The sequence below is a fragment of the Arthrobacter sp. LjRoot14 genome, from assembly GCF_964253905.1.
In the GTDB taxonomy this organism is placed as follows: Bacteria; Actinomycetota; Actinomycetes; order Actinomycetales; family Micrococcaceae; genus Arthrobacter.
Window position 1 is genome coordinate 1,575,171 of the sequence record NZ_CAXURL020000001.1, and the last position, 23,049, is coordinate 1,598,219.

Here is a 23,049-nt window from a genome sequence, read left to right on the forward strand (position 1 = left end):
AAGGTTGCGTGCAACTGTGTTTACAGACGAGTTGGGTCAGGGCGGCAACGCCGCGGGTGGCCCGGACAACAGTGCAGGACATCACGGCGGGGCGGGCGAGGACCTGGTCCAACTGATCACTCCCGGCGGTGAGCGCGTCAGCCATCCGCAGTACGACGCCTGGGTCCGGGATGTCAGTGATGAGCAGCTGGGTTCCCTGTATGAGGACATGGTGGTCATCCGGCGGATCGACACCGAAGCCACGGCCCTCCAGCGCCAGGGCGAGCTTGGCCTGTGGCCGCCGCTGCTGGGCCAGGAGGCCTCCCAGATAGGGTCGGCGAGGTCGCTCCGGGACGATGACTTCGTGTTTTCCAGCTACCGCGAGAACGGCGTCGCCTACTGTCGCGGAGTGGACCTGGCCGACATCCTCAAGGTGTGGCGGGGCAATGCGTCGGCGGGCTGGGACCCCTACACCATCAACATGGCCACGCCGCAGATCATCATCGGAGCCCAGACGCTCCATGCGACCGGCTACGCCATGGGCATCCAGAACGACGGCGCCGACTCCGTGGCCATCACCTACTTCGGCGACGGCGCCACGAGCGAGGGCGACGTCAACGAGGCGATGGTCTTCGCCGCCAGCTTCCAGTCACCGGTGATCTTCTTCTGCCAGAACAACCACTGGGCCATTTCCGAGCCCGTGCGCCTGCAGTCCCACATCAGGATCGCCGACCGCGCGGCAGGTTTCGGGATTCCCGGCATAAGGGTGGACGGAAATGACGTCCTGGCGGTGATGGCGGCCACGCGCGAGGCACTCGAACGGGCGCGCCACGGCGGCGGCCCCACGTTCATAGAGGCAGTCACCTACCGGATGGGCCCGCACACCACTGCCGACGACCCCACCCGCTACCGGGACGCCAACGAACTGGAGGACTGGGCCGCCAAGGATCCGATTGCCCGGGTCAGGGGCCTGCTGGAACGCAAGGGCCTGCTGACGGAGGAGCTTGAGGCCAGGGTGGCCGCCAAAGCGGACGCCGTGGCCAGGGACATGCGGGCCGGCTGCATCAACATGCCGGACCCGCAACCGCTGGACATCTTCAAACACGTTTACAGCACCCCCAACTCCTGGCTGGACCGCCAGGAGGACCACTACTCCCGCTACCTGGCGTCCTTCGGCGATCCCGCAGCCGCCAACTCAGAAGAAGGTGCTCGCTGATGACGCAGATGACCTTTGCCCGGGCCATCAACTCCGGCCTCCGCAAATCCCTTGAAAACGACCCCAAGGTCATCCTGATGGGCGAGGACATCGGCACGCTCGGCGGGGTCTTCCGCGTGACCGACGGCCTGCAAAAGGACTTCGGCAAGCACCGTGTTGTGGACACCCCGCTCGCCGAGTCCGGCATCATGGGCACCGCCGTCGGCCTGGCCTACCGCGGCTACCGGCCCGTGGTGGAAATCCAGTTCGACGGGTTCATCTATCCGGCCTTCGACCAGATCGTGTCCCAGGTGGCCAAGCTCCACTACCGCACCCAGGGCGCCGTCAAGATGCCCATCACCGTACGCGTCCCCTTCGGCGGCGGCATCGGATCCCCGGAGCACCATTCAGAGTCTCCTGAGGCGTACTTCACCCACACGTCCGGCCTGCGGGTGGTCAGCGTGTCCAACCCGCAGGATGCCCACACCATGATCCAGCAGGCGATTGCCTCGGACGATCCGGTACTGTATTTCGAACCCAAGCGCCGCTACCACGATAAAGGCGAGGTGGATGAGTCGATCGATCCAGCCACCGCCCTGTCCATGGAAAAGGCCCGCGTGGTCACCGAGGGCAAGGACGTGACGCTCGTCGCCTACGGCCCGCTGGTCAAAACCGCCAAGGACGCTGCCCTGGCAGCCGCCGATGAAGGCGTCTCTGTCGAGGTCATCGACCTGCGCTCGCTGGCCCCGGTGGACTTCGCCACCCTGGAGGCCTCGGTGCGCAAGACGGGACGGCTGGTGATCACGCACGAGGCCGGCCAGTCGGGCGGGCTCGGAGCCGAAGTGGCCGCCAGCATCACCGAACGCTGCTTCTACCACTTGGAAGCGGCCCCCGTCCGGATCACCGGTTTCGACATCCCTTACCCCTATTCGAAACTTGAAATGCACCACTTGCCGGGCCTGGACAGAATCCTCGACGGTGTGGACCGTGCCCTGGGCCGTCCCAACTCCCTCAGCGGGCTGGAAGGATGAGCGCTGCCATGATCAAGGAATTCAGGCTTCCGGACCTCGGCGAAGGGCTCACGGAATCGGAAATCCTCAGCTGGAAAGTTGCTGTGGGCGACACCGTGGCCTTGAACCAGGTCATTGCGGAAGTGGAAACGGCCAAGGCCGTCGTCGAACTGCCGTCGCCGTTCGCCGGTGTGATCACCGCCCTCCACGAGCAGCCGGGAACCGTGGTGGAGGTCGGCAAGCCGATCGTTTCCTTCGAAGTTGAAGGCGACGACGGCGGCCCTTCCGCAGCAGGTCCGGCCGCGGCAGAGACCGCCAAACGGGAACCCAACCTGGTGGGCTACGGCGCCGTCGTCGAAGGTTCGGGCCGGCCGGCCCGGCGTGCCCGCACCTTCGCTTCGCCGGTGGTTGAGCCGGCGCCGGGCCCGACCGCCGCGGAAACCACCGCAACGGTTGAGCCCGTCGAAACCCGTGCCCCGGCGGCAAGTGCAGCTCCTGCGGCCGCCGCCGAGCGTCCGCGGTCCACGCCGCCGGTACGGAAACTGGCGAAGGATCTTGGTGTGGAGCTCACGGCGGTGGCCGGTACCGGCGCAGGCGGGTTGATCACACGCGACGACGTGCGGAACTTCGTGGGCGGGGGAGACCTTCCCGCTGCAGCCCGGGCCCTGGCCGGGGCGGAGGCCGCGGGCGGCGCCGCAGGCGGCATCGCGGGAGAGCGGGAAACACGGACCCCCATCAAGGGTGTCCGCAAACTGACGGCCGCCGCCATGGTGTCCAGCGCTTTCACCGCGCCGCACGCCACGGAATTCCTCACCATCGACGTCACACCCACCATGGAGCTGCTGTCCCGACTCAAGGCCAGCCGGACTTTTGAGGGTTTCAAGCTGACCCCGCTGACCCTCGTGGCCAAGGCTTTGCTGATCGCCGTCCGCCGCCAGCCGTCGCTGAACTCGCGGTGGGACGAAGCCAACCAGGAGATCGTGCAGTACAACTATGTGAACCTGGGCATTGCCGCGGCAACTCCCCGCGGACTGACCGTGCCGAACATCAAGGACGCCCACAGCATGTCCCTGACGGAGCTGTCCACGGCGCTGACGGCCCTGACCGAGACTGCCCGCGCCGGCAAGACCAGCCCGGCCGAGCTGACCGGCGGCACCATCTCCATCACGAACATCGGAGTGTTCGGCATCGATGCCGGCACCCCGATCCTCAACCCCGGCGAGGCTGCCATCCTTGCCATGGGTGCCGTGCGCAAGATGCCGTGGGAGTACCGGGACGAGGTGGCACTACGCCAGGTCATGACCCTCAGCCTCTCCTTCGACCACCGCCTGGTCGACGGCGAACAGGGGTCGCGTTTCCTGGCGGACATCGGTGCGATCCTCGCCGACCCCGGAATGGTGCTGGCAATGGTCTAGCTGCACCCGGTCGGTCCCAGGCCTTTGGTCGATCTGCCGGCTGTCAGTTCCGAGGGGAACGGGCAGCCGGCAGAGCCGTGCCGGCCTACTCGGCCGGAACGGGGCTTGCCCTCACCAGGAGGGCGGCGAGCGCCATGCTCTCCAGCAGCGGCCGGGCGGACTTGGCCGCAACCCTCCGGCCGTGGCTGCGGACCGAATGCGGGGTGGAGTTGATGAGGCCGAAGGCTGCGTGTGCGCGCATCCGGAGTTCAGCGGTGTCTGTGCCCGTGTGCAGGGCCTGCAGCACGTCAACCCACAGCTCCACGTAGTTCCGCTGCAGGGTGCGGACCTCGGCCTGGTCGTCGTCGGAGAGATTGCTGAAGTCGCGGTCCTGGACCCGGATGACGTCGGGATTGCTCAGGGCGAAATCCACGTGGAACTGCACCAAGCGGGCCAGCGCTGCGGCGGGATCGCCGGCGTCGGCCACCACCCGGCGGCCGCCGTCCAGCAGTTCCTGGCTCACGCTGAGCAGCAGAGCGCCCAAAACGGCCTGCTTGCCGGCGAAGTGGCGGTAAACGGCGGGTCCGCTGACTCCGGCTGCGGCACCCAGGTCCTCCAGTGAAACGCGATTGAAGCCGTTAAGGGCAAAAAGGGTGGCGGCCGAGGACAGCAACGCCTGCCGCCGGCTCTCTTTGGCCTGGCTGCGCTGGGTTGCCTGGCTGCGCTGTGTTGTCTGGGCGGGCTGCGTTGTCTGGACCCGCTGCCCCGCCGGGCTGCCGGCGTCGCGCTCGATGATCGGCACATTTCCTCCTTGGAACTGCAAATCCTAGCAATGCGGGCGCGTGTTGGACATCACAGTTAATAGAGACTAACCTAAATCTCAGTTATGCGGTACTAACCGAATCGCTCAGGACGGCCTCGCCAGGGCGTCCGGGAACGGAAGCAGTCAATGGAGACAATCGCCAGCCAGGTGGACGCGACAAGCGACGCCTTCGCCGCGAACCGCGAGGCCCAGCTGGGGCTGGCCCGCGAGCTGAAGGAGCGCCTCGCCGCGGCGGCCCTGGGCGGGCCGGAGAAGTCCCGGGAACGCCACGTGGCGCGGGGCAAGCTGCTGCCCCGCGAGCGCATCGACCGCCTGCTCGACGACGGCAGTCCCTTCCTCGAGATCGCGCCGCTGGCCGCCAACGGCATGTACAACGACGACTCACCCGGAGCCGGCGTCATCGCCGGGATCGGCCTGGTCCACGGCCGCCAGGTACTGGTCATCTCCAATGACGCCACCGTCAAGGGCGGCACCTACTATCCGATGACGGTCAAGAAGCACCTCCGGGCGCAGGAGATCGCGCTGGAGAACCGGCTGCCCTGCATCTACCTCGTGGACTCGGGCGGAGCGTTCCTGCCCAAGCAGGACGAAGTCTTCCCGGACAAGGAGCACTTCGGCCGGATCTTCTTCAACCAGGCCAAGATGTCCGCAGCAAAGATCCCGCAGATCGCCTCCGTGATGGGCTCGTGCACCGCCGGCGGAGCCTACGTGCCTGCCATGAGCGATGAAACCGTGATCGTCCGCAACCAGGGCACCATCTTCCTGGGCGGCCCGCCGCTGGTGAAGGCCGCCATCGGCGAGATCGTCACCGCGGAGGAACTCGGCGGCGGCGACGTCCACTCGAGAATCTCCGGCGTCACCGACCACCTGGCCGAGAACGATGAGCATGCCCTCCAGATCGTCCGCGACATCGTCTCCACCCTTCCCCGTCCGGCTGCCCCCGCCTGGGACGTGGACACCGCCGTCGAGCCCGTTGCGGACCCGGACGAGCTCTACGGTGCCGTACCCACGGACGTCAACGCGCAGTACGACGTCCGCGAAGTCATCGCCCGGCTGGTGGACGGCAGCAGGTTCCACGAGTTCAAGAAGAACTACGGCACCACCCTGGTCACCGGCTTCGCGAAGCTGCACGGCCACCCGGTGGGCATCGTGGCCAACAACGGGGTGCTGTTCAGCGAATCCTCCCTCAAGGGCGCCCACTTCATCGAGCTCTGCGACCAGCGCGGCATCCCGCTGATCTTCCTGCAGAACCTCTCCGGCTTTATGGTCGGCAAGGACTACGAACAGGGCGGCATCGCCAAGAACGGCGCCAAGATGGTCACCGCCGTCGCCACTGCCAGGGTGCCGAAACTGACTGTGGTGATCGGCGGCTCCTTCGGCGCCGGCAACTATTCCATGTGCGGGCGGGCCTACTCGCCGCGTTTCCTCTGGATGTGGCCGGCGAGCCGGATCTCCGTGATGGGCGGGAACCAGGCTTCCAGCGTGCTCGCCACCGTCAAACGGGACCAGTACGAGGCCCGCGGCGAGGAATGGTCCGCCGCCGATGAGGAAGCCTTCAAGGCACCCATCAAGCAGCAGTACGAGGACCAAGGCAGCCCGTACTACTCCACGGCCCGCCTGTGGGATGACGGCGTGATCGACCCCGCGGACACCCGCACCGTCCTGGGACTGGCGCTCGACGTCGTCTCCCGCACCCCGCTGCCGGAGACCTCCTTCGGCCTGTTCCGGATGTGAGCCAGCAGTGACTACTCCTTCAACACCCCAGCAGCCAACGCCTTCACCGAAACCGCTGTTCAACACCGTGCTCGTCGCCAACCGCGGCGAGATTGCCTGCCGCGTGATCCGCACCCTCCGCGCGCTCGGCATCCGGTCGGTGGCCGTCTACAGCGACGCCGACGCCGGTGCCCGCCACGTGCGCGAAGCCGACCGCGCCGTCCGGATCGGCCCGGCGGCGGCCGCCGAAAGCTACCTCAAGATCGAGGCCATCATCCAGGCGTGCCGCGAGACCGGCGCCGAGGCCGTGCACCCGGGCTACGGCTTCCTCAGCGAGAACGTCGACTTCGCCCGTGCCCTGGAAAATGCGGGCATCGTCTTCATCGGCCCCGGCGTCGAATCCCTCAACGTCATGGGGGACAAGATCCGGTCCAAGAACCACGTCACCGGTTACGGCGTGCCCGTGGTTCCGGGCATTGCCGAACCCGCCATGACGGACGCGCAGCTGATCGAAGCTGCGGCCGGCGTCGGCTTCCCGCTGCTGATCAAGCCCTCCGCAGGGGGCGGCGGCAAAGGCATGCACATCGTGGAACGCCCTGAGGACCTCGAGGCCACCCTGGCCACCGCCCGCCGGGTCGCAGCCAGCGCTTTCGGCGACGACACGTTGTTCCTTGAACGCCTCGTCACCACCCCGCGCCACATCGAGGTGCAGGTCCTCGCGGACAACCATGGCAACGTCATCCACCTGGGGGAGCGCGAGTGCTCCCTGCAGCGCCGCCACCAGAAGGTCATCGAGGAAGCCCCCTCGCCGCTGCTGGAATCCCTTCCCGACGGCGAAGCCGTCCGGGCGAGGATCGGCGAGGCAGCCTGCAACGCCGCCCGCAGCGTCAACTACAGCGGAGCAGGCACCGTGGAGTTCCTGGTCTCGGACAACGCTCCGGACGAGTTCTTCTTTATGGAGATGAACACGCGACTGCAGGTGGAGCACCCGGTCACCGAGATGGTCACCGGCCTCGACCTCGTCGAATGGCAGGTGCGGATCGCCGCCGGTGAGGAACTCACCGTCCGCCAGGACGACGTCGTGCTTAACGGGCACTCGGTGGAGGCGCGCGTCTACGCCGAAATCCCGGAACGGAACTTCCTGCCGTCAACCGGACATGTCCTCCTGCTGGACGAGCTGCCCGGCCCCGCGCAACGGCCAAGCGCCCCTGCCCGCAACGAGGTTGTGGCAGGCCGTGGCCGCGTCCGGGTGGACTCGGCGCTCATGGATGGCCTCGAGATCTCATCCAGCTACGACCCCATGATTTCCAAGGTGATCGCCTGGGGCCCGGACCGCACCGCGGCCCTCGACACCCTGGACGAGGCGCTCGCCGGGTACACGGCGCTGGGCATCGACACCAACGTCGAGTACCTGAGGCTTCTGATCAACGACGCCGACGTCCGCGCCGGGCGCCTCGACACGGGCCTGATCGAACGCAAGATGCCGGAGTTCACCTTCCGCCGCGCGGGCGACTTCGAGATGCTCGCTGCCGCACTGTACGCCGTGGCGATGGAGGAGCAACACCATCCCGTCCCGTCGGCAGGTCCATGGCAGCGCCGCGACGGTTGGCGCCTCGGCGCTCACGCTCCCCGGCGCATCAGCCTGGGAACATCCGGTGGCGGCATCGGAACTGTAGGCGTGGCAGGCAGTGTCGCCGACGGCCCGGTCCTCGTGTCGGTCGGCGACGGGCCCCCGCGTACGGCGTCGCTGCAGTTCCTCAAGCGGAGCTACGTGGTGCTGACCCTCGACGGTGAACCCCGCGGGTACTCCCTTGCACCGGTCTATACCGGCCCCGTCACACCAAGCTGGGACAACCCGGCGCCCGGTGCACCCGATGAGTTGTTCCTGGGCAACGACGGCTGGTCCTGCCGGCTGGAGATCCTCAGCCGGGAAGCCCGGCTGGGCCGGTCGCTCGCGGCGATCGAGCGCGAGGAAGGCGCCGCTGATCCGGCCGTGCGCTCGCCGATGCCCGGCACCGTGGTGTCCGTCAACGTCAGCAACGGCGATGCCGTGCAGTCCGGCCAGGTTTTACTCTCCGTGGAGGCCATGAAGATGGAGCACCAGCTCGTGGCGCCGCTCGACGGCACCGTGCACATCAGTGCCACGCCCGGCGAACTGGTCAAGGCGGACCAGGTTCTTGCCACGGTCCACCCCGCTGTCCCGGCCGAGCCTTCAAAGGCGGAGGACACGGTGGAAGAATCCGTCATCGCCATGGGCGCGGCAGAGTAGCCGCCGCATCAACCGTTCAGTACTCCAACAGACCCGTCACAAAGTTAAGACAAGGAAGTCCCAACATGGCTGATTTTGAGCTCAGCGAGGAATACCAGGACCTCAGCAACACCGTCCGCGAATTCGCCGACGAAGTGGTGGCCCCCGTGTCCGCGAAACACGATGAGGAACACAGCTTCCCTTACGAGGTCGTCTCCCAGATGGCGGACATGGGGCTCTTTGGCCTGCCGTTCCCGGAAGAGTTCGGCGGCATGGGCGGGGACTACTTCGCGCTGGCGCTCGCCCTGGAGCAGCTGGGCCGGGTGGACCAGTCCGTTGCCATCACGCTGGAAGCCGGCGTCTCCCTCGGCGCCATGCCCGTTTACCGCTTCGGCACCGACGCCCAGAAGGAGGAATGGCTGCCGTCGCTGGCGTCCGGCAAGGCGCTCGCCGGCTTCGGCCTGACGGAACCGGAAGCCGGTTCCGACGCGGGCGGCACCAAGACCACCGCCCGGCTCGAGGGCGGTGAGTGGATCATCAACGGCAACAAGGAATTCATCACCAACTCCGGGACTGACATCACCCGCCTGGTCACCGTGACTGCTGTAACCGCCAAGCACGAGCGGCCGGACGGCAGCGTCAAGAAGGAAATTTCCACCATCCTGGTGCCCACCAACACGCCCGGGTTCAAGGCGGAGAAGGCCTACAACAAGGTGGGCTGGAACGCCTCGGACACCCACCCGCTCACGCTCAAGGACGTCCACGTTCCGGAGGCAAACCTCCTCGGCGAGCAGGGCCGCGGCTACGCCAACTTCCTGTCCATCCTGGACGAGGGCCGCATTGCCATTGCCGCGCTCGCCACGGGCGCGGCCCAGGGCTGTGTGGACCTGTCGGTGAAATACGCCAAGGAACGCAGCGCGTTCGGGCAGAACATCGGCAAGTACCAGGCCATCGCGTTCAAGATCGCACGCATGGAAGCGCGGGCCCACACCGCCCGGCTGGCCTACTACGACGCCGCGGCCAGGATGCTTGCCGGGAAGCCGTTCAAGACCCAGGCGGCCATCGCTAAGATGGTCGCAGGCGAGGCAGCCATGGACAACGCGCGGGATGCCACCCAGGTGTTCGGCGGCTATGGCTTCATCAACGAATTCACCGTGGCACGGCACTACCGCGACTCCAAGATCCTTGAAGTCGGCGAGGGCACCACGGAGGTCCAGCTGATGCTGATCGCCCGCGAACTCGGCCTTTAGCTTCCCCGACAGGGAGCGAAAACAGGGAGCAAACCAGGAAGGATCAATGATGATTGACAAGGTTGTTGCCAGTGCCGAGGCTGCGGTCGCCGACATCCCCGACGGCGCCTCGCTCGCCGTCGGAGGCTTTGGGCTGTGCGGGATCCCGGTTTCCCTGATCGATGCCCTTCACCGGCGCGGGACCACTGACCTGGAAACCGTCAGCAACAACTGCGGCGTGGACGACTGGGGGCTGGGGATCCTGCTGAAGGACGGCAGGATCCGCCGCACCATCAGCTCCTACGTCGGGGAGAACAAGGAATTCGCCCGGCAGTATCTCTCCGGCGAACTCGAAGTCGTCCTCACCCCGCAGGGCACGCTCGCGGAGAAACTCCGCGCCGGCGGCGCCGGCATCCCGGCGTTCTACACCCCGGCCGGTGTGGGAACCCAGGTGTCCGACGGCGGCCTGCCGCAGAAGTACGACGCCGACGGCACCATCGCCATCGCTTCCGCGCCGAAGGAAGTCCGCACCTTCAACGGCGCCGACTATGTGCTGGAGGAATCGCTGACCCCGGATTTCGGCCTGGTCCACGCCTGGAAGGGGGACCGGCACGGGAACCTCGTCTTCCACGCCACGGCGATGAACTTCAACCCGCTGTGCGCCATGGCCGGACGGATCACCATCGCCGAAGTTGAGGAACTGGTGGAGCCGGGCGGGCTGGATCCGGAGCATGTGCACGTCCCCGGCATCTTCGTCCAGCGGGTTGTCCTCGCGCCCGGGGGCGAGAAGCGCATCGAAAAGCGGACGGTCGCGGTGTCCTCCGCCGGCAACCACTCCCAAGGGACTCAGCACCAGGCAACCGGCCAGCAAACAACTGACCAGGCAGGAGCATAGCCGTGGAATCGAATAGCACGCCGGGAGCCCCGCCCCGTCCCGAAGCCGTACGCCACGAATACCGGCCGTCCGCCGTCGGGCATCCTGCGGGCACCAGCCCCGAAACGCGGGGCTGGACCCGCAACGAACTGGCCGCCCGGGTGGCTGCCGAACTGCAGAACGGGCAGTATGTCAACCTCGGCATCGGGATGCCCACGCTGATCCCCAACTACATACCGGCGGGTATCGAAGTGGTGCTGCACTCGGAAAACGGCATCCTGGGCGTGGGACCGTACCCGGCCGAGGACCAGGTGGATCCGGACCTGATCAACGCCGGCAAGGAAACCGTCACGGTCAACAAGGGCGCCGCGTTCTTCGACTCCGCCGCCTCGTTCGGCATGATCCGGGGCGGCCATGTGGACGTGGCCGTGCTCGGCGCCATGGAAGTGGCCCAGAACGGGGACCTTGCCAACTGGATGATCCCGGGAAAGATGGTCAAGGGCATGGGCGGCGCCATGGACCTGGTGTTCGGGGCCAAGAAGGTGATCGTGATGATGGAGCACGTGGACCGCAACGGCAGGCCCAAGATCGTGCAGCAGTGCACCCTGCCGCTCACCGGAAAAGGGTGCGTGGACCGGATCATCACCGACCTCGCCGTGATCGACGTCGTCACCGAAGGCGGCTCCTCCCGGCTCGTGCTGCGCGAACTGGCCCCCAATGTGACGGCCGAGGAAGTCGCCGCGGCCACGGGCGCGGAACTCTTCGAAGAGGACCAGGAACTGACCGTATGACCAGCGCGGACAACGATTCGACGGGCTCAAACACCGGCAGCCCACGCGTCGTGGAACAGCGGGGCCTCTACTTCGACGAGCTTGAGGAGGGAGTGGTCTATGCCCACCGCCCGGGCCGGACGGTAACCGAGACGGACAACGTCCTGTTCACCACCATGACGATGAACACCCAGGCGCTGCACCTTGACGCGGCCTGGAGTGCCGGGCAGCCGTTCGGCCAGCGGCTGGTGAACTCCATGTTTACGCTGGCCACTGTGGTGGGGCAGTCCGTTCCGCAGCTGACCCAGGGGACCATCATCGCGCAGCTGGGATTGACCGACGTGTCGTTTCCGCATCCGCTGTACCACGGCGACACCCTTTATACGGAGACGGTCATCACCGGCAAGCGGCTGTCCGCATCCCGGCCGGGGCAGGGAATCGTGACCATGCAGCACACGGGCCGGAACCAGGACGGCGTGGTGGTGGCGCTGGCCTCGCGCAGCTGCCTGATGTGGACGCGCGGGGCGCATGCGGACACGCAGAAAGAAGCCGCCGAAAAGGGGACAATCGAAGCATGACTTTCCTGATGGGTCCCGCCCTGCTCTTCTGTCCTGCCGACCGCCCCGAGCGCTACCAGAAGGCGGCCGAGCGTTCCGATGCCGTGATCGTGGACCTGGAGGACGCCGTCGCGCCTGCTGACAAGCAGCGCGCCCGCGGCGCGATCCTCGCCCAGCTCGGCGCCACCGGCGACGTCCCCGAGCTGGACCCGAGCCGCACCATCATCCGGATCAACCCGGCCGGCACGGAGGAGCACGAAAAGGACCTGCACTGCCTCAAGCACACTCCGTACCGCCACGTGATGCTTGCCAAGGCCGAAAGCGCGGGCCAGCTCAAGGCGCTGGAGGACTACAGCGTCATAGCGCTGTGCGAGACGGCCGCGGGAGTCATCAACGCCGCCGCCATCGCCGCCGAACCCAACGTGGTGGGCCTGATGTGGGGCGCCGAGGACCTTCTCGCGTCACTGGGCGGGACCTCCAGCAGGAACGACGACGGCGGCTATCGGGCCGTGGCGCTGCACGCCCGGTCCGCCGTGCTGCTCGCGGCCGGGGCCTTCGGCAAGGAAGCCATCGACGCGGTGTACGTCAACATTCCGGACCTTGACGGGCTGGCAGCTGAGTCCCGCGACGCCGTTGCCTCGGGATTCGGCGCAAAGGCCTGCATCCACCCCGGCCAGGTGGCTGTGGTCCGGGAAGCGTACGCCCCTGCGGAGTCGGACGTCGCCGCGGCCAGGGAGCTCCTGGCGGCTGCCGCTGCTGCAGGAAGCGGCGTGTTCCAGTTCAACGGCAGGATGATCGACGGCCCCATCCTCAAGCACGCGGAATCAACTCTTCGGCGGGCCGCCCGCTAGGCCGGGACGCCTGAACGCGTCGCACAGCGAAAAGCCGCAGTCCGGGAGTCGTTGGACTCCCGGACTGCGGCTTTTCCGCGCCGCCCTGGCCTGGACGGCCGTGAGGCGTCAGCTGGCCTTCACTGCCAGCACCGGGCAGTCCGCCTCAAGCAGTATCCGTTGGGACGTGCTTCCCAGGATCAGTTTGCCTACCGGGGTGCGGCGGCGCAGGCCGATCACGATCAGATCGGCATTGTGCTCCTCCGCCGCGTCCAGTACCTCCGCTGCCGCATCGTGGCCACGGACCGGCTGCTTGATCACGTGGTCAATGCCCTGCGTCGCGAGCCGGTCCTCGATGCTCTGGATCGCAGGTTCCTGTGCGTACCGGTTATCCACCAGTGCATCACCCTTGGAGGAGTTGATGACCAGCAGCCTGCTGTTGCTCTTCCGCGCTTCGGCGATGGCCTGGGCCAGCGCTGCTTCGCCCTCGGGTGTCGGGACGTATCCCACCACGATCGTCATGGTTGCTCCTTGTATCTGCTGAGTGAGGGTCGGTGTGGTTCGGCGATGCTCCGCCGCTATTTAGTCGCTGTAGTCGGCTGCGCCGGAATTGGCGGGAAGCAGTGACTTGCCCGTCGGGCGGTTGCGGCGGATCAGCTTGAGCAGCAACGGCCAGAGGAGGATGATCGCCACGATGACCCAGATCCCGACGGCGATCGGCTCGCTCCACAGGCCGGCCGGGTCACCGGCGCTGAGCTGGAGGGTCTTGCGCAGCTGGCCTTCCAGCCGCGGCCCCAGGATTACACCCAGGATCAGCGGCAGTACGGGAAGCCCGAAGCGCCGCATCATGAACCCCAGCGCGCCAAGCACCAGCAGTATGACCAGGTCGAACGCCTGCAGGTTCACCGAATAGGCGCCCAGCGTGGCGAAGAACAGGATCCCGGCGTAGAGGTACGGCCGGGGGAGCTGCAGGAGCTTCGCCCAGACCGGTGCCAGCGGAAGGTTGATGATCAGGAGCAGGAAGTTGCCGATGAAGAGGCTGGCAATAAGCGCCCAGACCAGCGGGCCTTCGCTGGCGAACAGCTGCGGGCCGGGCTGGATGCCGTAGGACGTGAAAGCTGCCAGCATGACGGCGGCCGTTGCGTTGGTGGGCAGGCCCAGGGCAAGCATGGGGGTCAGCGTGCCTGCCGCCGCGGCATTGTTGGCAGCTTCCGGCCCGGCAACACCTTCGATGGCGCCGTGGCCGAATTCCTCGGGATGCTTGGACAGCCGCTTCTCCGTCACGTAGGACAGGAAAGTTGGGATCTCGGCGCCGCCCGCGGGAAGTGCTCCGAACGGGAAGCCGAAAGCCGTACCGCGGAGCCAGGGTTTCCAGGACCGCTTCCAGTCCTCTTTGCCCATCCAGGGTTGTCCGACCGGGATGATGTTCATCGGAGTGCGGCGCAGGTGCGCGGCCACCCACAGGGCCTCGCCGACGGCGAAGATGGCCACAGCCACCACAACGATGTCCAGGCCGTCGGCGAGGAGCGGCATCCCGAAGGTGAGGCGCTGCTGGCCGGTGACTGAATCCATGCCCACGAGGCCGATTGCCAGGCCCAGGCCCAGCGACGCGAACCCGCGCAGCCGGGAGGAACCCAGGACGGCGGTGACGGCCAGCAGGGCGAGCACCATGATCGCAAAGTAGCTGGGGGAGCCCAGGCTGACGGCGAACTGGACCACGATCGGCGCGCAGACGGCGAGCAGCGTTGTACCGATGGTGCCGGCAACAAAGGAACCGATGGCGGCGGTGGCCAAAGCCTGGGCCGCCCGCCCGGCCTTCGCCATCTTGTTGCCTTCGATGGCGGTGACCACCGACGAGGACTCACCGGGGGTGTTGAGCAGGATGGAGGTGGTGGAGCCGCCGTACATGCCGCCGTAGTAGATGCCGGCGAACATGATGAAGGCACTGGTGGGCTCCAGGGCGTAGGTGACCGGAAGCAACAGGGCCACGGTCATTGCCGGGCCAAGGCCCGGGAGGACTCCCACCGCGGTGCCGAGGACCACGCCGATGACTGCGTAGAGGAAGTTCATGGGGGTCAGCGCGGTGGCGAAACCGTCCATGAGGGAGGAGAAGACGTCCATTAGAGAATCCCTTCCAGCAAGCCCGCGGGCAATGCGATGCCGAGGCCCAGGTAGAAGCCGTAGAAGGTCAGGATGGACATGGCCAGGGAAATGAGGCCGTCACGGACGTAGTTCCGCCCGCCGAGGGCCCACACGCTGCCCCAGAACAGGATGGTCCCGGAAATCACCCAGCCGGCCCAGTCGATGAGCAGGATGTTCGCGATGAAGGCACCCACCAGCGGGAGCACGGTTTTCCAGTCCGCCGGGTGCGCCAGGTCAACGTCCTCGCCGCCTTCAGCCTCGCCTTTGCCGCCGCGCATGACATTTACTGCCAGCAGCACGGCGCAGACGATGAGCAGGGCGGCCACGATGAAGGGGACCGTTTTGGGACCCACCGGGTCCGACTTGGAATAGGGTGTCGCGAGGCCGTAGGCGTCGAGGAAGACCATGACCCCGGCCGCTCCGAGCAGGAGGGCGACCCCCAGCTCGGAGCGGCCTTTGAGCCGTGAGGCTACCGTTGGTGAGGAACTCACGCCAAGCCAAGCTTCGTGAGTACGTCCGCCACCCGCTTGTCCTGCTCGGTCAGGAAGGTCTTGAATTCGTCACCGGTGACAAAAGCGTCGGTCCAGCTGTGCGTCTTCAGGGTCTCCTTCCAGGCAGCGGTACCGTGCATCTTCTCGAGGGCTGCGATGAGGGCTGCCTTGTCGGTGTCGCTGATTCCCGGAGGGGCAACGATGCCGCGCCAGTTCGTGAACACCAGGTCGATGTTGGATTCCTTCAGGGTGGGCGCGTCCACGCCGTCCAGCCGCTCAGCGCCGCTGGTAGCCAGCACACGGACTTCGCCCGATTCGATCTGCTTGAGGTACTCACCGGCGCCCGAGGCAGCAAAGCCGAGCTTGTTGCCGAGGATGGCCGGGAGCAGGTCGCCACCGCCGTCGTAGGACACAAAGTTGACCTTGGTGGCGTCGATTCCCACGGCTCCTGCAAGCTGCATGGGCAGCAGGTGGTCGGGGCCGCCCGGTGAGGAGCCGCCGCCGACGGCGATGGAACCCGGATCCGCCTTCCAGGCCTTCACAAGGTCATCGATGGTCTTGTAGGGCGAATCCTTGCTGACCATGATGGCACCGGGCTCTTCAATGAGCTTGGCCAGCGGCGTGGTGTCCGTCAGCTTGGACGCGGACTTGTTGGTGTAGCTGGCACCCACCACGCCCAGGCCCATCAGCATCGTGAGGTCGCCGTTGCCCTTTTCGTTGACCACGCGGGCCAGGCCCACGGTGCCGCCCGCACCGGCGAGGTTGAAGACTTCGGTGTTGGTGGCGATCTTCTCGTCGTCGAGAACCTTCGCAGCGGCACGCGCGGTGGTGTCGTAGCCGCCGCCGGGCGTATTGGGGACCAGGATCTGCAGCCCGGTGACGGGGCCGGCAGCAGCGCTGGAGCTGCCGCTCGTTGAGCTCTTGCCGGTGGCACCGCAGCCGGTGGCCATCAGGGCGATGCCGGCAGCGACGGCGGCAATTCGCAATGCGCGGTTCTGGCGCATGGTGTTCCTCTTCTCAGTAAAGTTCCTGGTAAAGCTAGTCAGCAAAACTGACTGGTGCTCTGATGCTAGGCGTGGAAGTGACAGCCATCACTCTTGTGTACGCAGAGAAAGTTAAGTTCATTTCGTTCACGTTTCCGCTGTCCCACCGCAGGCTCCGGACGCCGTCGCGGAGGAGCGGCTGCGCGACTGCCCGCAAGGGTGCGCTGGGGTATAGTTCCGGTACCCCACCCACCAGAGGAAAGAACCACAGTGACTCGACGAAGAGGAATGTCCCTCGCCGGGCAGTACCTGGTCCTGCAGTTGCTGATTGTCCTGGCCGTCCTCGTGGCCGTCGTCGCCATTTCCCTGGCCCAGTCGGCCGCCGCGTTTGAGCGGATCGAGGGGCGCCGGGCACTGTCCGCGGCTGAGGCGCTGGGCAGCAATCCCGCCGTCCGTGCGCTTCTTCCCTCGGCCGAACCGCGCGGCAGTGCGGCACTGTCAGCCGTCGCCGAGTCGGTCCGCACCGTTTCCGGGTCCGCGCAGGTGGCACTCGCCCGGTCTGACCGCACGGTGGTGGCGTCGTCGGATCCCGGACTGCTGGGCCGGCCGCTGGAACTCGGTGCGAGCCGGGTGATGGAAGGCCGGGCCTGGACCGGCGTGGTGGGCGGAACGGCTACCCCCGTGCTTTCAGCCCACGTGCCGGTCCTTGACGACTCCGGGACCATGATCGGGATTGCGTCCATCAGCCGGAACTACCCGTCCACGTGGGAGCGCCTTGGGGATGCCGTCCCCAACCTGTTGACTTATTTGGGAGTTGCCAGCGTCCTGGGCGTTGCCGGCTCCCTGCTGCTGTCCCGCAGGGTCAAGCGGCAGACCCTCGGCATGGAGCCCAGCGAAATCTCGGGCCTGGTGGAGAACCGCGAAGCGATGCTGCATGGCCTCAAGGAAGGCGTGGTGGCGCTGGACCTCCACGGACGTATTACCGTGGCCAACGACAGTGCCCGGGCCCTGTTGGGCCTGCCGGCGGACTGCGTGGGCAAGGATCTGGCCGGACTGCCCGTGGAACCGGCGCTCAAGGAAGTCCTGACCGGCGAGCAGCCCGGGCAGGACCAGATGGTGCTGGTGGGGGAGCGCCTGGTGGTGCTGAACCGGGTGCCCATCCGTTCCAAGGGCAGGGTGATGGGTTCCGTAGCCACGTTGCGTGACCGGACTGAGCTTTCCTCCCTGGAGCGTGAACTGGGCACAACACGGACGGCAACGGACACGCTCAGGGCGCAGGCCCACGAATTCGCCAACCAGCTTCACGTTATTTCGGGGCTGATCCAGATCGGCGAGTACGATTCCGTGGTGCAGTTCGTCAATGGAGTCACGGTGGACCGGACGCGCCTGAATGACGATGTGACCAGCCGCATCCAGGACCCGGCGCTCGCCGCCCTGCTGATCGCCAAATCAAGCCTTGCTGCGGAACGGGGTGTGCCTCTGCAACTGGACCCCTCGTCGTCGCTGTCGCCGGTGGGCGATGAGCTCTCGCGTGACCTGACCACCGTGGTGGGAAACCTTGTGGACAACGCGCTCGACGCCGTCACGGGAGCCGCGGAAGCATCGGTCCGGGTCCTCGTCGAGGACAGCCGCGAAGAAGTGGTGGTGACCGTCCGGGACACCGGGCCGGGCATTGACGGCGCAGCCGCCGATGAGATCTTCCGGCAGGGATTCAGTACCAAGCAGCCCGGCCCGGCCGGCGGCCGGGGCTTTGGCCTGGCACTCTCGCGGGTGGTCTGCCGGCGGAGCGGCGGGGACCTGGCAGTGGCCAACGACGGCGGGGCTGTCTTTACGGCTCGGCTGAAGAGGACGCCGCTTAAAGAGACTCCGGCAGAAGGCGGGCCGGCACACGCGGCTCCGGCCACAGGAAAGGGGACCCGGGCATGATCAATGTCCTGATCGTCGATGATGACTTCATGGTGGCAAAGGTCCACGCCGGCTTCATCCAGCGCACGCCGGGTTTCGCCGTCGTCGGGGTCGCGCACACCGGAGCCCAGGCCATCGCGGAAACCGCCCGCCTGCAGCCTGACCTGGTCCTCCTGGACATCCACCTGCCCGACATCAACGGCCTGGACCTCATGGGCAGGCTGCGGGAAACCGCACCGGAACTGGACGTACTGGTGATCAGCGCGGCCCGCGAGGTGGAAACCGTGCGCCGGGCGCTGCGCGGCGGCATAGTCCATTACCTGATCAAGCCGTTTTCGCAGACGGACCTGCAGGAGCGGCTGGAGCACTATCGCAGCGCCTACCAGGGGCTGGACCTTGCCAAGGACATCGCCGAGCAATCCGACGTCAACCGGGTCTTCGGGCTGGAGCGCACCGAGCGCGGGGAACGGACGGAAAACCGCCTCCCCAAAGGTTGCAGCCCGGAAACCCTCAGCCGGGTGGTGGGCGTGCTGGAGTCCGCCGAAGCGGATCTGTCGGCGGCCGAAGTCGCGGACCTGCTGGGCACATCCAGGGTCAGCGCACGCCGTTACCTCGAATACCTCCACGACGAGGCGAGGGTCGAAGTGCGCCTGAAATACGGTGCGGGCCGTCCGGAGCGCCGCTACGCCCTCAAGTCAGCCTGACCCCGGCGGGAGGGACAACGGGGGAATGGCCTCATACAGCAGGGTCCGGATCCAGCGCTGCCCCGTCTCGCGGTATTCCGCCCGGCTCGCGAAGCGGTAGTGGTAGCTGTGGACGCGCACCCACCGGGGAGGGACGCCGTCGAACGGGTCCTTGCGCAGCAGCCGCAGTACAGCATCGTCGGCCTGCAGCAGCTTGGCCAGGAAAGCGTAGAACCATTCTTCGTGGACGGTGCGCAGGGGCAGGAACCACATCAGCCAGTCCAGCCGGAGATGGTAGGGAGCCCACTGCCGGGGCAGCCGGCGGACGTCACCGGGCTTCCCGCGGAATGCGTACTCCCGCCAGTCGGAGTCGTCGTCCGGTTCGTCGTCGAGGGTGCCCTCCACCACGATCTCGATCCGCAGTTTGGTCACCGTGCCGAAGGCTCCGTAAGTGTTCACCAGCTGCCAGCGGTTGAAGCTGGCGTTCATCAGCTGCCGGTGCTGCAGCAGGTTCCGGGCCGGCCAGTAGCTGAGCACCAGCAGGAGCAGCGTCACGGCGAGCACCACGGCGAGCCACCAGACCGGGGTCTGCAAGCCGCCGCCGGCGCCGGAACTGGCGGCTGAACCGTACGTATGCCAGTCCAGCGGTATGACGGGGAGCACGGCATGGGCCACCGGATCGCTGACTGCCGCGAAGGCCAGCAGGATGGCCATCCAGTTGAGCCACGCAAAGTTCCCGCTCGCCACCAGCCACAGCTGGGTAAAGATGACGATGCCCGCGGCGATGCCGGCCAGCGGCTGCGGGGCGAACAGGAAGAAGGGAACCACCAGCTGGGCGAAGTGGTTGCCCAGGACCTCCATCCGGTGCAGGGGCCTGGGCAGAAGGTGGGCCTGCCGGCTCAAGGGTCCCGGCATCGGCTGGGTCTCGTGGTGGTAATACAGTGCGGTCAGGTCACGCCACTCGCTGCCACCGCGGATCTTGATCATCCCGGCACCGAACTCAAGCCTGAACAGCAGCCAGACCAGCAGGATCAGGATTGTCCGCGGCGGCGGCGTCTGGTCCGAGCCGAGGAACGCCACCGTGAAGCCGGCCTCCAGCAGCAGCATCTCCCACCCGAACCCGTAGAAGGTCTGTCCCACGTTCACGATCGACATGTACAGCAGCCACAGGGCCAGGAAAGCGATCATCGGCAGCCAGGGCGGTCCCAGCTGCGGAAGCCCCAGGACGAGTGTGGCCGAAATTGCCATGCCGCACCAGCAGACCAGCCGCAGCAGGCGGTCCGAATAGCGCCACAGGAACAGGCTGGGCCGCCGGCGGCGCCTGAAACTGTCCAGGTAGTCCGGAACCGGGAGCAGGCCGCGCTCTCCGAGCAGCGCCGGGAACTGGTTGCGGCAGGAGAGGAACGCCACAAGGAACATCGTGGCAACGCCGCGCTGGAGCACCTGCCGGGCGAATTCGTACTCCGGCGCATCGAACCATGCGGTCCATTCCACGTTGTTCACGTTACGCCTGCCGCGCACCGCGTCAATGTCCCGCGGCACATGCCGCCGGCGGACGGGCTGACGTGGGGGGATGCCGGCGTGCGGGATACTTAACGGATGCAGCCACGCAGAATCATTCTCCTCGGATCCACCGGTTCCATCGGCACCCAGGCGATTGACGTCGTCGACGGCGCCCCGCACCTATTCGAGGTTGTGGCACTGAGCGCAGGCGGCGGCAACCTGGAACTCCTCGCCCGCCAGGCCGTCCATACGAAGGCCAAGGCAGTCGGTACGGCCAGTGGCGACGCGGCCGCCCTGCAGGGCCTGATCGACGACGCCGCCCGCGCCGCCGGGGTGGCAGGCTACCGACCGGAGATCATCACCGGACCGGACGCGTCCACCCGGATTGCGGAAATCGAGGCCGACGTGGTCCTTAACGGCATCACCGGCTCCATCGGCCTGGCACCAACGCTCGCCGCCCTGAAATCCGGTGCCACCCTGGCGCTGGCCAACAAGGAGTCGCTGATCGTCGGCGGCGCCCTCGTGAAGGCCGCCGCCCGGGAAGGCCAGATTGTCCCGGTGGACTCCGAGCATTCGGCGATCGCGCAATGCCTGCGCTCCGGGACCGCCGCCGAAGTGGACCGGCTCATCCTGACGGCCTCCGGCGGCCCGTTCCGCGGCAGGAGCCGCGAGGAACTCCGCAACGTCTCGCCGCAGGATGCCCTCGCGCACCCCACCTGGGACATGGGCCTGATGGTCACCACCAACTCCGCCAGCCTGGTGAACAAAGGCCTTGAGGTGATCGAGGCGCACCTGCTGTTCGATATCCCGCTGGACCGGATCGACGTGGTGGTCCACCCGCAGTCCGTGGTCCATTCCATGGTGCAGTTCGTGGACGGTTCCATCATCGCCCAGGCTTCGCCGCCGGACATGCGCCTGCCCATTGCCCTCGGCCTCGGCTGGCCGCACCGCGTTCCGAAAGCTGCCACACCGTGCGACTGGACCCAGGCCGCCAGCTGGACCTTCGAACCGCTGGACGCCGAGGCATTCCCGGCCGTGGGCCTTGCCAAGGACGCTGCCAAGCAGGGGAGCACGTACCCTGCCGTTTTCAACGCGGCCAATGAAGAGGCCGTGATGGCCTTCCACTCCGGCCGGATCCGGTTTACGGACATTGTGGATACCATCGAAGCGGTACTCAGCGAACACCCAGGATCTTCCGGGCTGACAGTTGAGTCCGTGCTGGATGCTGAAACGTGGGCACGAGCGCGCACCCACGAACGTTTAGCAGTGAGCAGTCTCTAGGAAGCAGCAGATCTACGCATGAGTCCCGTCATTCTCTTCATTCTCGGTGTCGTCTTTGTGGCGATCGGCATCGCAGTCTCCATCGCGCTGCACGAGGTGGGCCACCTCGTTCCCGCCAAGCTGTTCAAAGTGCGGGTCACCAAGTACATGATCGGCTTCGGCCCCACCCTGTGGTCAAAACGCAGGGGGGATACCGAATACGGCGTCAAGGCCATCCCGCTGGGCGGCTACGTGTCCATGATCGGCATGTACCCGCCGAACAAGGGCGACGGCACGGTGCGTCCCTCCAGCACCGGCATGTTCCAGACCCTCGCCACCGAGGCGCGTTCCATGGCCCACGAGGAAGTTGGCCCCGGCGACGAGAAGCGGGTCTTCTACCGGCTTCCGGTGTGGAAGAAAGTCATCGTGATGCTTGGCGGCCCCGCCATGAACCTGCTGATCGGCGTGGCGCTGACCGCCGTGCTGCTGATGGGCTTCGGGATCAGCACCCCGACCACCACCATCGCGGACGTGTCCAAGTGCCAGGTCAAGGCCGGGGAGACCGTGGATCCGGACTCCGCCGACTGCAAGCTCACACCCGCGGCCGCGGCGCAACTCAAACCGAACGACACCATTACCTCCTTCGACGGCAAGGCCGTAACCAGCTGGGATGAACTCACCGGCTGGATCCGTGCGTCCGCAGGCCGGGAAGTCAGCATCACCGTGGAACGTGACGGCTCGCCTGTCACCACCACGGTGACGCCGGTGCTTTCGGCCCGGCCGGTCGTCGGCGCCGACGGCCGGCAGGCCACTGATTCGAACGGAACCCTCCAGTACCAGGAAGTCGGGTTCCTGGGGATCGGTGCCCAAACAGCGCTGGTTGCCCAGCCGGCGTCGTCCGTCCTGCCCATGGCGGGGGAAAACATCCGGCAGGTTGCCGGCGTCGTCCTGAATCTCCCGGCACGCGTGGTGGGTGTTGCGAAGGCGGCCTTCAGCGAAGAGCCGCGCGATCCTAACGGGCCCATCAGCGTCGTGGGCGTGGGCCGGGTCGCGGGTGAAGTCGCCGCCATGGAGGAGGTTCCCTTGCAGTCCAGGCTCGCCGCGCTGGTGGGACTGCTGGCCGGACTGAACTTCGCGCTCGCGGTGTTCAACCTGGTCCCGCTGCTGCCGCTGGACGGCGGCCACGTGGCCGGGGCGCTGTATGAGGGAGCCCGACGGCGGGTGGCGAAGCTGTTCGGCCGGCCCGACCCCGGTGCTTTCGACATCGCCAAGCTCCTGCCCGTGACGTACGTCGTCGCCGCGCTGCTCATGGGCATGAGTGCGCTGCTGATCTACGCGGATATCGTCAAGCCCGTTAACCTTTTCGGGTAATCAACTCACAGCGGCTTTTATCCTAAAATCACCTCTTTTTGGCTAATTTTCATAAATCAGCTGAAAGTGATTGATATTGAGTAATCAGT

General features: G+C 66.7%; 20 protein-coding genes. 14 read left to right on the forward strand and 6 right to left on the reverse strand.

What is annotated here, in order from left to right; all coding sequences use genetic code 11:
- The first annotated feature begins 16 nt into the window (after window positions 1-16).
- Genes pdhA through ACSQ12_RS07090 form a run of 3 tightly spaced genes read left to right on the forward strand, consistent with a single transcriptional unit; the run spans window position 17 to window position 3,599 of the window.
- Complete coding sequence (gene pdhA, locus ACSQ12_RS07080) at window positions 17-1,195, forward strand: pyruvate dehydrogenase (acetyl-transferring) E1 component subunit alpha (protein WP_209746278.1); 1,179 nt, start codon at window positions 17-19, stop codon at window positions 1,193-1,195.
- The gene (locus ACSQ12_RS07085) at window positions 1,195-2,205 is read left to right on the forward strand and encodes an alpha-ketoacid dehydrogenase subunit beta (RefSeq protein ID WP_390250876.1); all 1,011 of its coding nucleotides are present in this window, start codon (window positions 1,195-1,197) and stop codon (window positions 2,203-2,205) included. The genes pdhA and ACSQ12_RS07085 overlap by 1 nt, the downstream gene beginning before the upstream one ends.
- Before the next feature lie 8 nt (window positions 2,206-2,213).
- Window positions 2,214-3,599, forward strand: coding sequence for a dihydrolipoamide acetyltransferase family protein (locus tag ACSQ12_RS07090; RefSeq protein ID WP_436064862.1), 1,386 nt, complete (start codon window positions 2,214-2,216; stop codon window positions 3,597-3,599).
- Between the two features lie 85 nt (window positions 3,600-3,684).
- On the opposite strand, the gene ACSQ12_RS07095 is transcribed toward ACSQ12_RS07090, so the two are convergent.
- Complete coding sequence (locus tag ACSQ12_RS07095) at window positions 3,685-4,380, reverse strand: SACE_7040 family transcriptional regulator (protein WP_307864435.1); 696 nt, start codon at window positions 4,378-4,380, stop codon at window positions 3,685-3,687.
- Between the two features lie 147 nt (window positions 4,381-4,527).
- Between ACSQ12_RS07095 and ACSQ12_RS07100 the strand changes: the two genes are divergently transcribed.
- The 7 genes from ACSQ12_RS07100 (at window position 4,528) to ACSQ12_RS07130 (ending at window position 12,643) form a co-directional block, all read left to right on the forward strand.
- Window positions 4,528-6,135, forward strand: a complete 1,608-nt coding sequence (locus ACSQ12_RS07100) for a carboxyl transferase domain-containing protein (protein WP_436064863.1) — start codon at window positions 4,528-4,530, stop codon at window positions 6,133-6,135.
- A 7-nt stretch (window positions 6,136-6,142) separates the two neighbouring features.
- Window positions 6,143-8,383, forward strand: a complete 2,241-nt coding sequence (locus ACSQ12_RS07105; RefSeq protein ID WP_436064864.1) for an acetyl/propionyl/methylcrotonyl-CoA carboxylase subunit alpha — start codon at window positions 6,143-6,145, stop codon at window positions 8,381-8,383.
- Between the two features lie 65 nt (window positions 8,384-8,448).
- Window positions 8,449-9,612 (forward strand): acyl-CoA dehydrogenase family protein, encoded by a 1,164-nt coding sequence (locus tag ACSQ12_RS07110; protein ID WP_436064865.1) that lies wholly within the window; start codon window positions 8,449-8,451, stop codon window positions 9,610-9,612.
- A 49-nt stretch (window positions 9,613-9,661) separates the two neighbouring features.
- Entirely contained in the window at window positions 9,662-10,486 is an 825-nt protein-coding gene (locus tag ACSQ12_RS07115) for a CoA transferase subunit A (RefSeq protein ID WP_436066952.1), read from the forward strand.
- A gap of 2 nt (window positions 10,487-10,488) precedes the next feature.
- Window positions 10,489-11,256 (forward strand): CoA transferase subunit B, encoded by a 768-nt coding sequence (locus tag ACSQ12_RS07120; protein ID WP_436064866.1) that lies wholly within the window; start codon window positions 10,489-10,491, stop codon window positions 11,254-11,256.
- Window positions 11,253-11,813 (forward strand): MaoC family dehydratase, encoded by a 561-nt coding sequence (locus ACSQ12_RS07125; protein ID WP_436064867.1) that lies wholly within the window; start codon window positions 11,253-11,255, stop codon window positions 11,811-11,813. Before ACSQ12_RS07120 ends, ACSQ12_RS07125 begins: the two co-directional genes overlap by 4 nt.
- Window positions 11,810-12,643 carry an HpcH/HpaI aldolase/citrate lyase family protein gene (locus ACSQ12_RS07130; RefSeq protein WP_436064868.1) on the forward strand — a complete coding sequence of 278 codons (834 nt, stop codon included), beginning with the start codon at window positions 11,810-11,812 and terminating at the stop codon, window positions 12,641-12,643. The genes ACSQ12_RS07125 and ACSQ12_RS07130 overlap by 4 nt, the downstream gene beginning before the upstream one ends.
- 108 nt (window positions 12,644-12,751) lie before the next feature.
- On the opposite strand, the gene ACSQ12_RS07135 is transcribed toward ACSQ12_RS07130, so the two are convergent.
- The 4 genes from ACSQ12_RS07135 to ACSQ12_RS07150 are packed head-to-tail and all read right to left on the reverse strand — an operon-like array spanning window position 12,752 to window position 16,259.
- A complete protein-coding gene (locus ACSQ12_RS07135; protein ID WP_436064869.1) occupies window positions 12,752-13,144 on the reverse strand; it encodes a universal stress protein in 393 nt (130 codons plus the stop codon).
- A 60-nt stretch (window positions 13,145-13,204) separates the two neighbouring features.
- The gene (locus ACSQ12_RS07140) at window positions 13,205-14,743 is read right to left on the reverse strand and encodes a tripartite tricarboxylate transporter permease (RefSeq protein WP_436064870.1); all 1,539 of its coding nucleotides are present in this window, start codon (window positions 14,741-14,743) and stop codon (window positions 13,205-13,207) included.
- Window positions 14,743-15,255, reverse strand: a complete 513-nt coding sequence (locus tag ACSQ12_RS07145; protein WP_209746260.1) for a tripartite tricarboxylate transporter TctB family protein — start codon at window positions 15,253-15,255, stop codon at window positions 14,743-14,745. The genes ACSQ12_RS07140 and ACSQ12_RS07145 overlap by 1 nt, the downstream gene beginning before the upstream one ends.
- Window positions 15,252-16,259: a Bug family tripartite tricarboxylate transporter substrate binding protein gene (locus tag ACSQ12_RS07150; protein ID WP_011691256.1), complete on the reverse strand. Its 1,008-nt coding sequence runs from the start codon at window positions 16,257-16,259 to the stop codon at window positions 15,252-15,254. The genes ACSQ12_RS07145 and ACSQ12_RS07150 overlap by 4 nt, the downstream gene beginning before the upstream one ends.
- Window positions 16,260-16,526: 267 nt before the next feature.
- Here ACSQ12_RS07150 and ACSQ12_RS07155 point away from each other — a divergent pair, with 267 nt between their 5' ends.
- Window positions 16,527-18,164 carry a sensor histidine kinase gene (locus tag ACSQ12_RS07155; protein ID WP_209748504.1) on the forward strand — a complete coding sequence of 546 codons (1,638 nt, stop codon included), beginning with the start codon at window positions 16,527-16,529 and terminating at the stop codon, window positions 18,162-18,164.
- Complete coding sequence (locus ACSQ12_RS07160) at window positions 18,161-18,847, forward strand: response regulator (RefSeq protein ID WP_209746256.1); 687 nt, start codon at window positions 18,161-18,163, stop codon at window positions 18,845-18,847. The genes ACSQ12_RS07155 and ACSQ12_RS07160 overlap by 4 nt, the downstream gene beginning before the upstream one ends.
- Here the strand turns inward: ACSQ12_RS07160 and ACSQ12_RS07165 are convergent.
- Window positions 18,839-20,320, reverse strand: coding sequence for a lipase maturation factor family protein (locus ACSQ12_RS07165; protein WP_436066953.1), 1,482 nt, complete (start codon window positions 20,318-20,320; stop codon window positions 18,839-18,841). The two genes, ACSQ12_RS07160 and ACSQ12_RS07165, sit on opposite strands and share 9 nt — an antisense overlap.
- A gap of 105 nt (window positions 20,321-20,425) precedes the next feature.
- On the opposite strand from ACSQ12_RS07165, the gene dxr reads away from it, so the two are divergent.
- Entirely contained in the window at window positions 20,426-21,610 is a 1,185-nt protein-coding gene (gene dxr, locus ACSQ12_RS07170; RefSeq protein ID WP_436064871.1) for a 1-deoxy-D-xylulose-5-phosphate reductoisomerase, read from the forward strand.
- Window positions 21,611-21,628: 18 nt separating this feature from the next.
- Complete coding sequence (locus tag ACSQ12_RS07175; RefSeq protein ID WP_436064872.1) at window positions 21,629-22,960, forward strand: M50 family metallopeptidase; 1,332 nt, start codon at window positions 21,629-21,631, stop codon at window positions 22,958-22,960.
- Window positions 22,961-23,049 lie beyond the last annotated feature (89 nt).

What these genes read in the sequence shown, in the direction of transcription:
- ACSQ12_RS07085 (WP_390250876.1), top strand. Translation starts at nt 1,195, where the DNA reads ATGACGCAGATGACCTTTGCCCGGGCCATCAACTCCGGCCTCCGCAAA.
- ACSQ12_RS07090 (WP_436064862.1), top strand. Translation starts at nt 2,214, where the DNA reads ATGATCAAGGAATTCAGGCTTCCGGACCTCGGCGAAGGGCTCACGGAA.
- ACSQ12_RS07100 (WP_436064863.1), top strand. Translation starts at nt 4,528, where the DNA reads ATGGAGACAATCGCCAGCCAGGTGGACGCGACAAGCGACGCCTTCGCC.
- ACSQ12_RS07110 (WP_436064865.1), top strand. Translation starts at nt 8,449, where the DNA reads ATGGCTGATTTTGAGCTCAGCGAGGAATACCAGGACCTCAGCAACACC.
- ACSQ12_RS07115 (WP_436066952.1), top strand. Translation starts at nt 9,662, where the DNA reads ATGATTGACAAGGTTGTTGCCAGTGCCGAGGCTGCGGTCGCCGACATC.
- ACSQ12_RS07125 (WP_436064867.1), top strand. Translation starts at nt 11,253, where the DNA reads ATGACCAGCGCGGACAACGATTCGACGGGCTCAAACACCGGCAGCCCA.
- ACSQ12_RS07130 (WP_436064868.1), top strand. Translation starts at nt 11,810, where the DNA reads ATGACTTTCCTGATGGGTCCCGCCCTGCTCTTCTGTCCTGCCGACCGC.
- ACSQ12_RS07135 (WP_436064869.1), bottom strand. Translation starts at nt 13,144, where the DNA reads ATGACGATCGTGGTGGGATACGTCCCGACACCCGAGGGCGAAGCAGCG.
- ACSQ12_RS07140 (WP_436064870.1), bottom strand. Translation starts at nt 14,743, where the DNA reads ATGGACGTCTTCTCCTCCCTCATGGACGGTTTCGCCACCGCGCTGACC.
- ACSQ12_RS07150 (WP_011691256.1), bottom strand. Translation starts at nt 16,259, where the DNA reads ATGCGCCAGAACCGCGCATTGCGAATTGCCGCCGTCGCTGCCGGCATC.
- ACSQ12_RS07155 (WP_209748504.1), top strand. Translation starts at nt 16,527, where the DNA reads ATGTCCCTCGCCGGGCAGTACCTGGTCCTGCAGTTGCTGATTGTCCTG.
- ACSQ12_RS07160 (WP_209746256.1), top strand. Translation starts at nt 18,161, where the DNA reads ATGATCAATGTCCTGATCGTCGATGATGACTTCATGGTGGCAAAGGTC.
- dxr (WP_436064871.1), top strand. Translation starts at nt 20,426, where the DNA reads ATGCAGCCACGCAGAATCATTCTCCTCGGATCCACCGGTTCCATCGGC.
- ACSQ12_RS07175 (WP_436064872.1), top strand. Translation starts at nt 21,629, where the DNA reads ATGAGTCCCGTCATTCTCTTCATTCTCGGTGTCGTCTTTGTGGCGATC.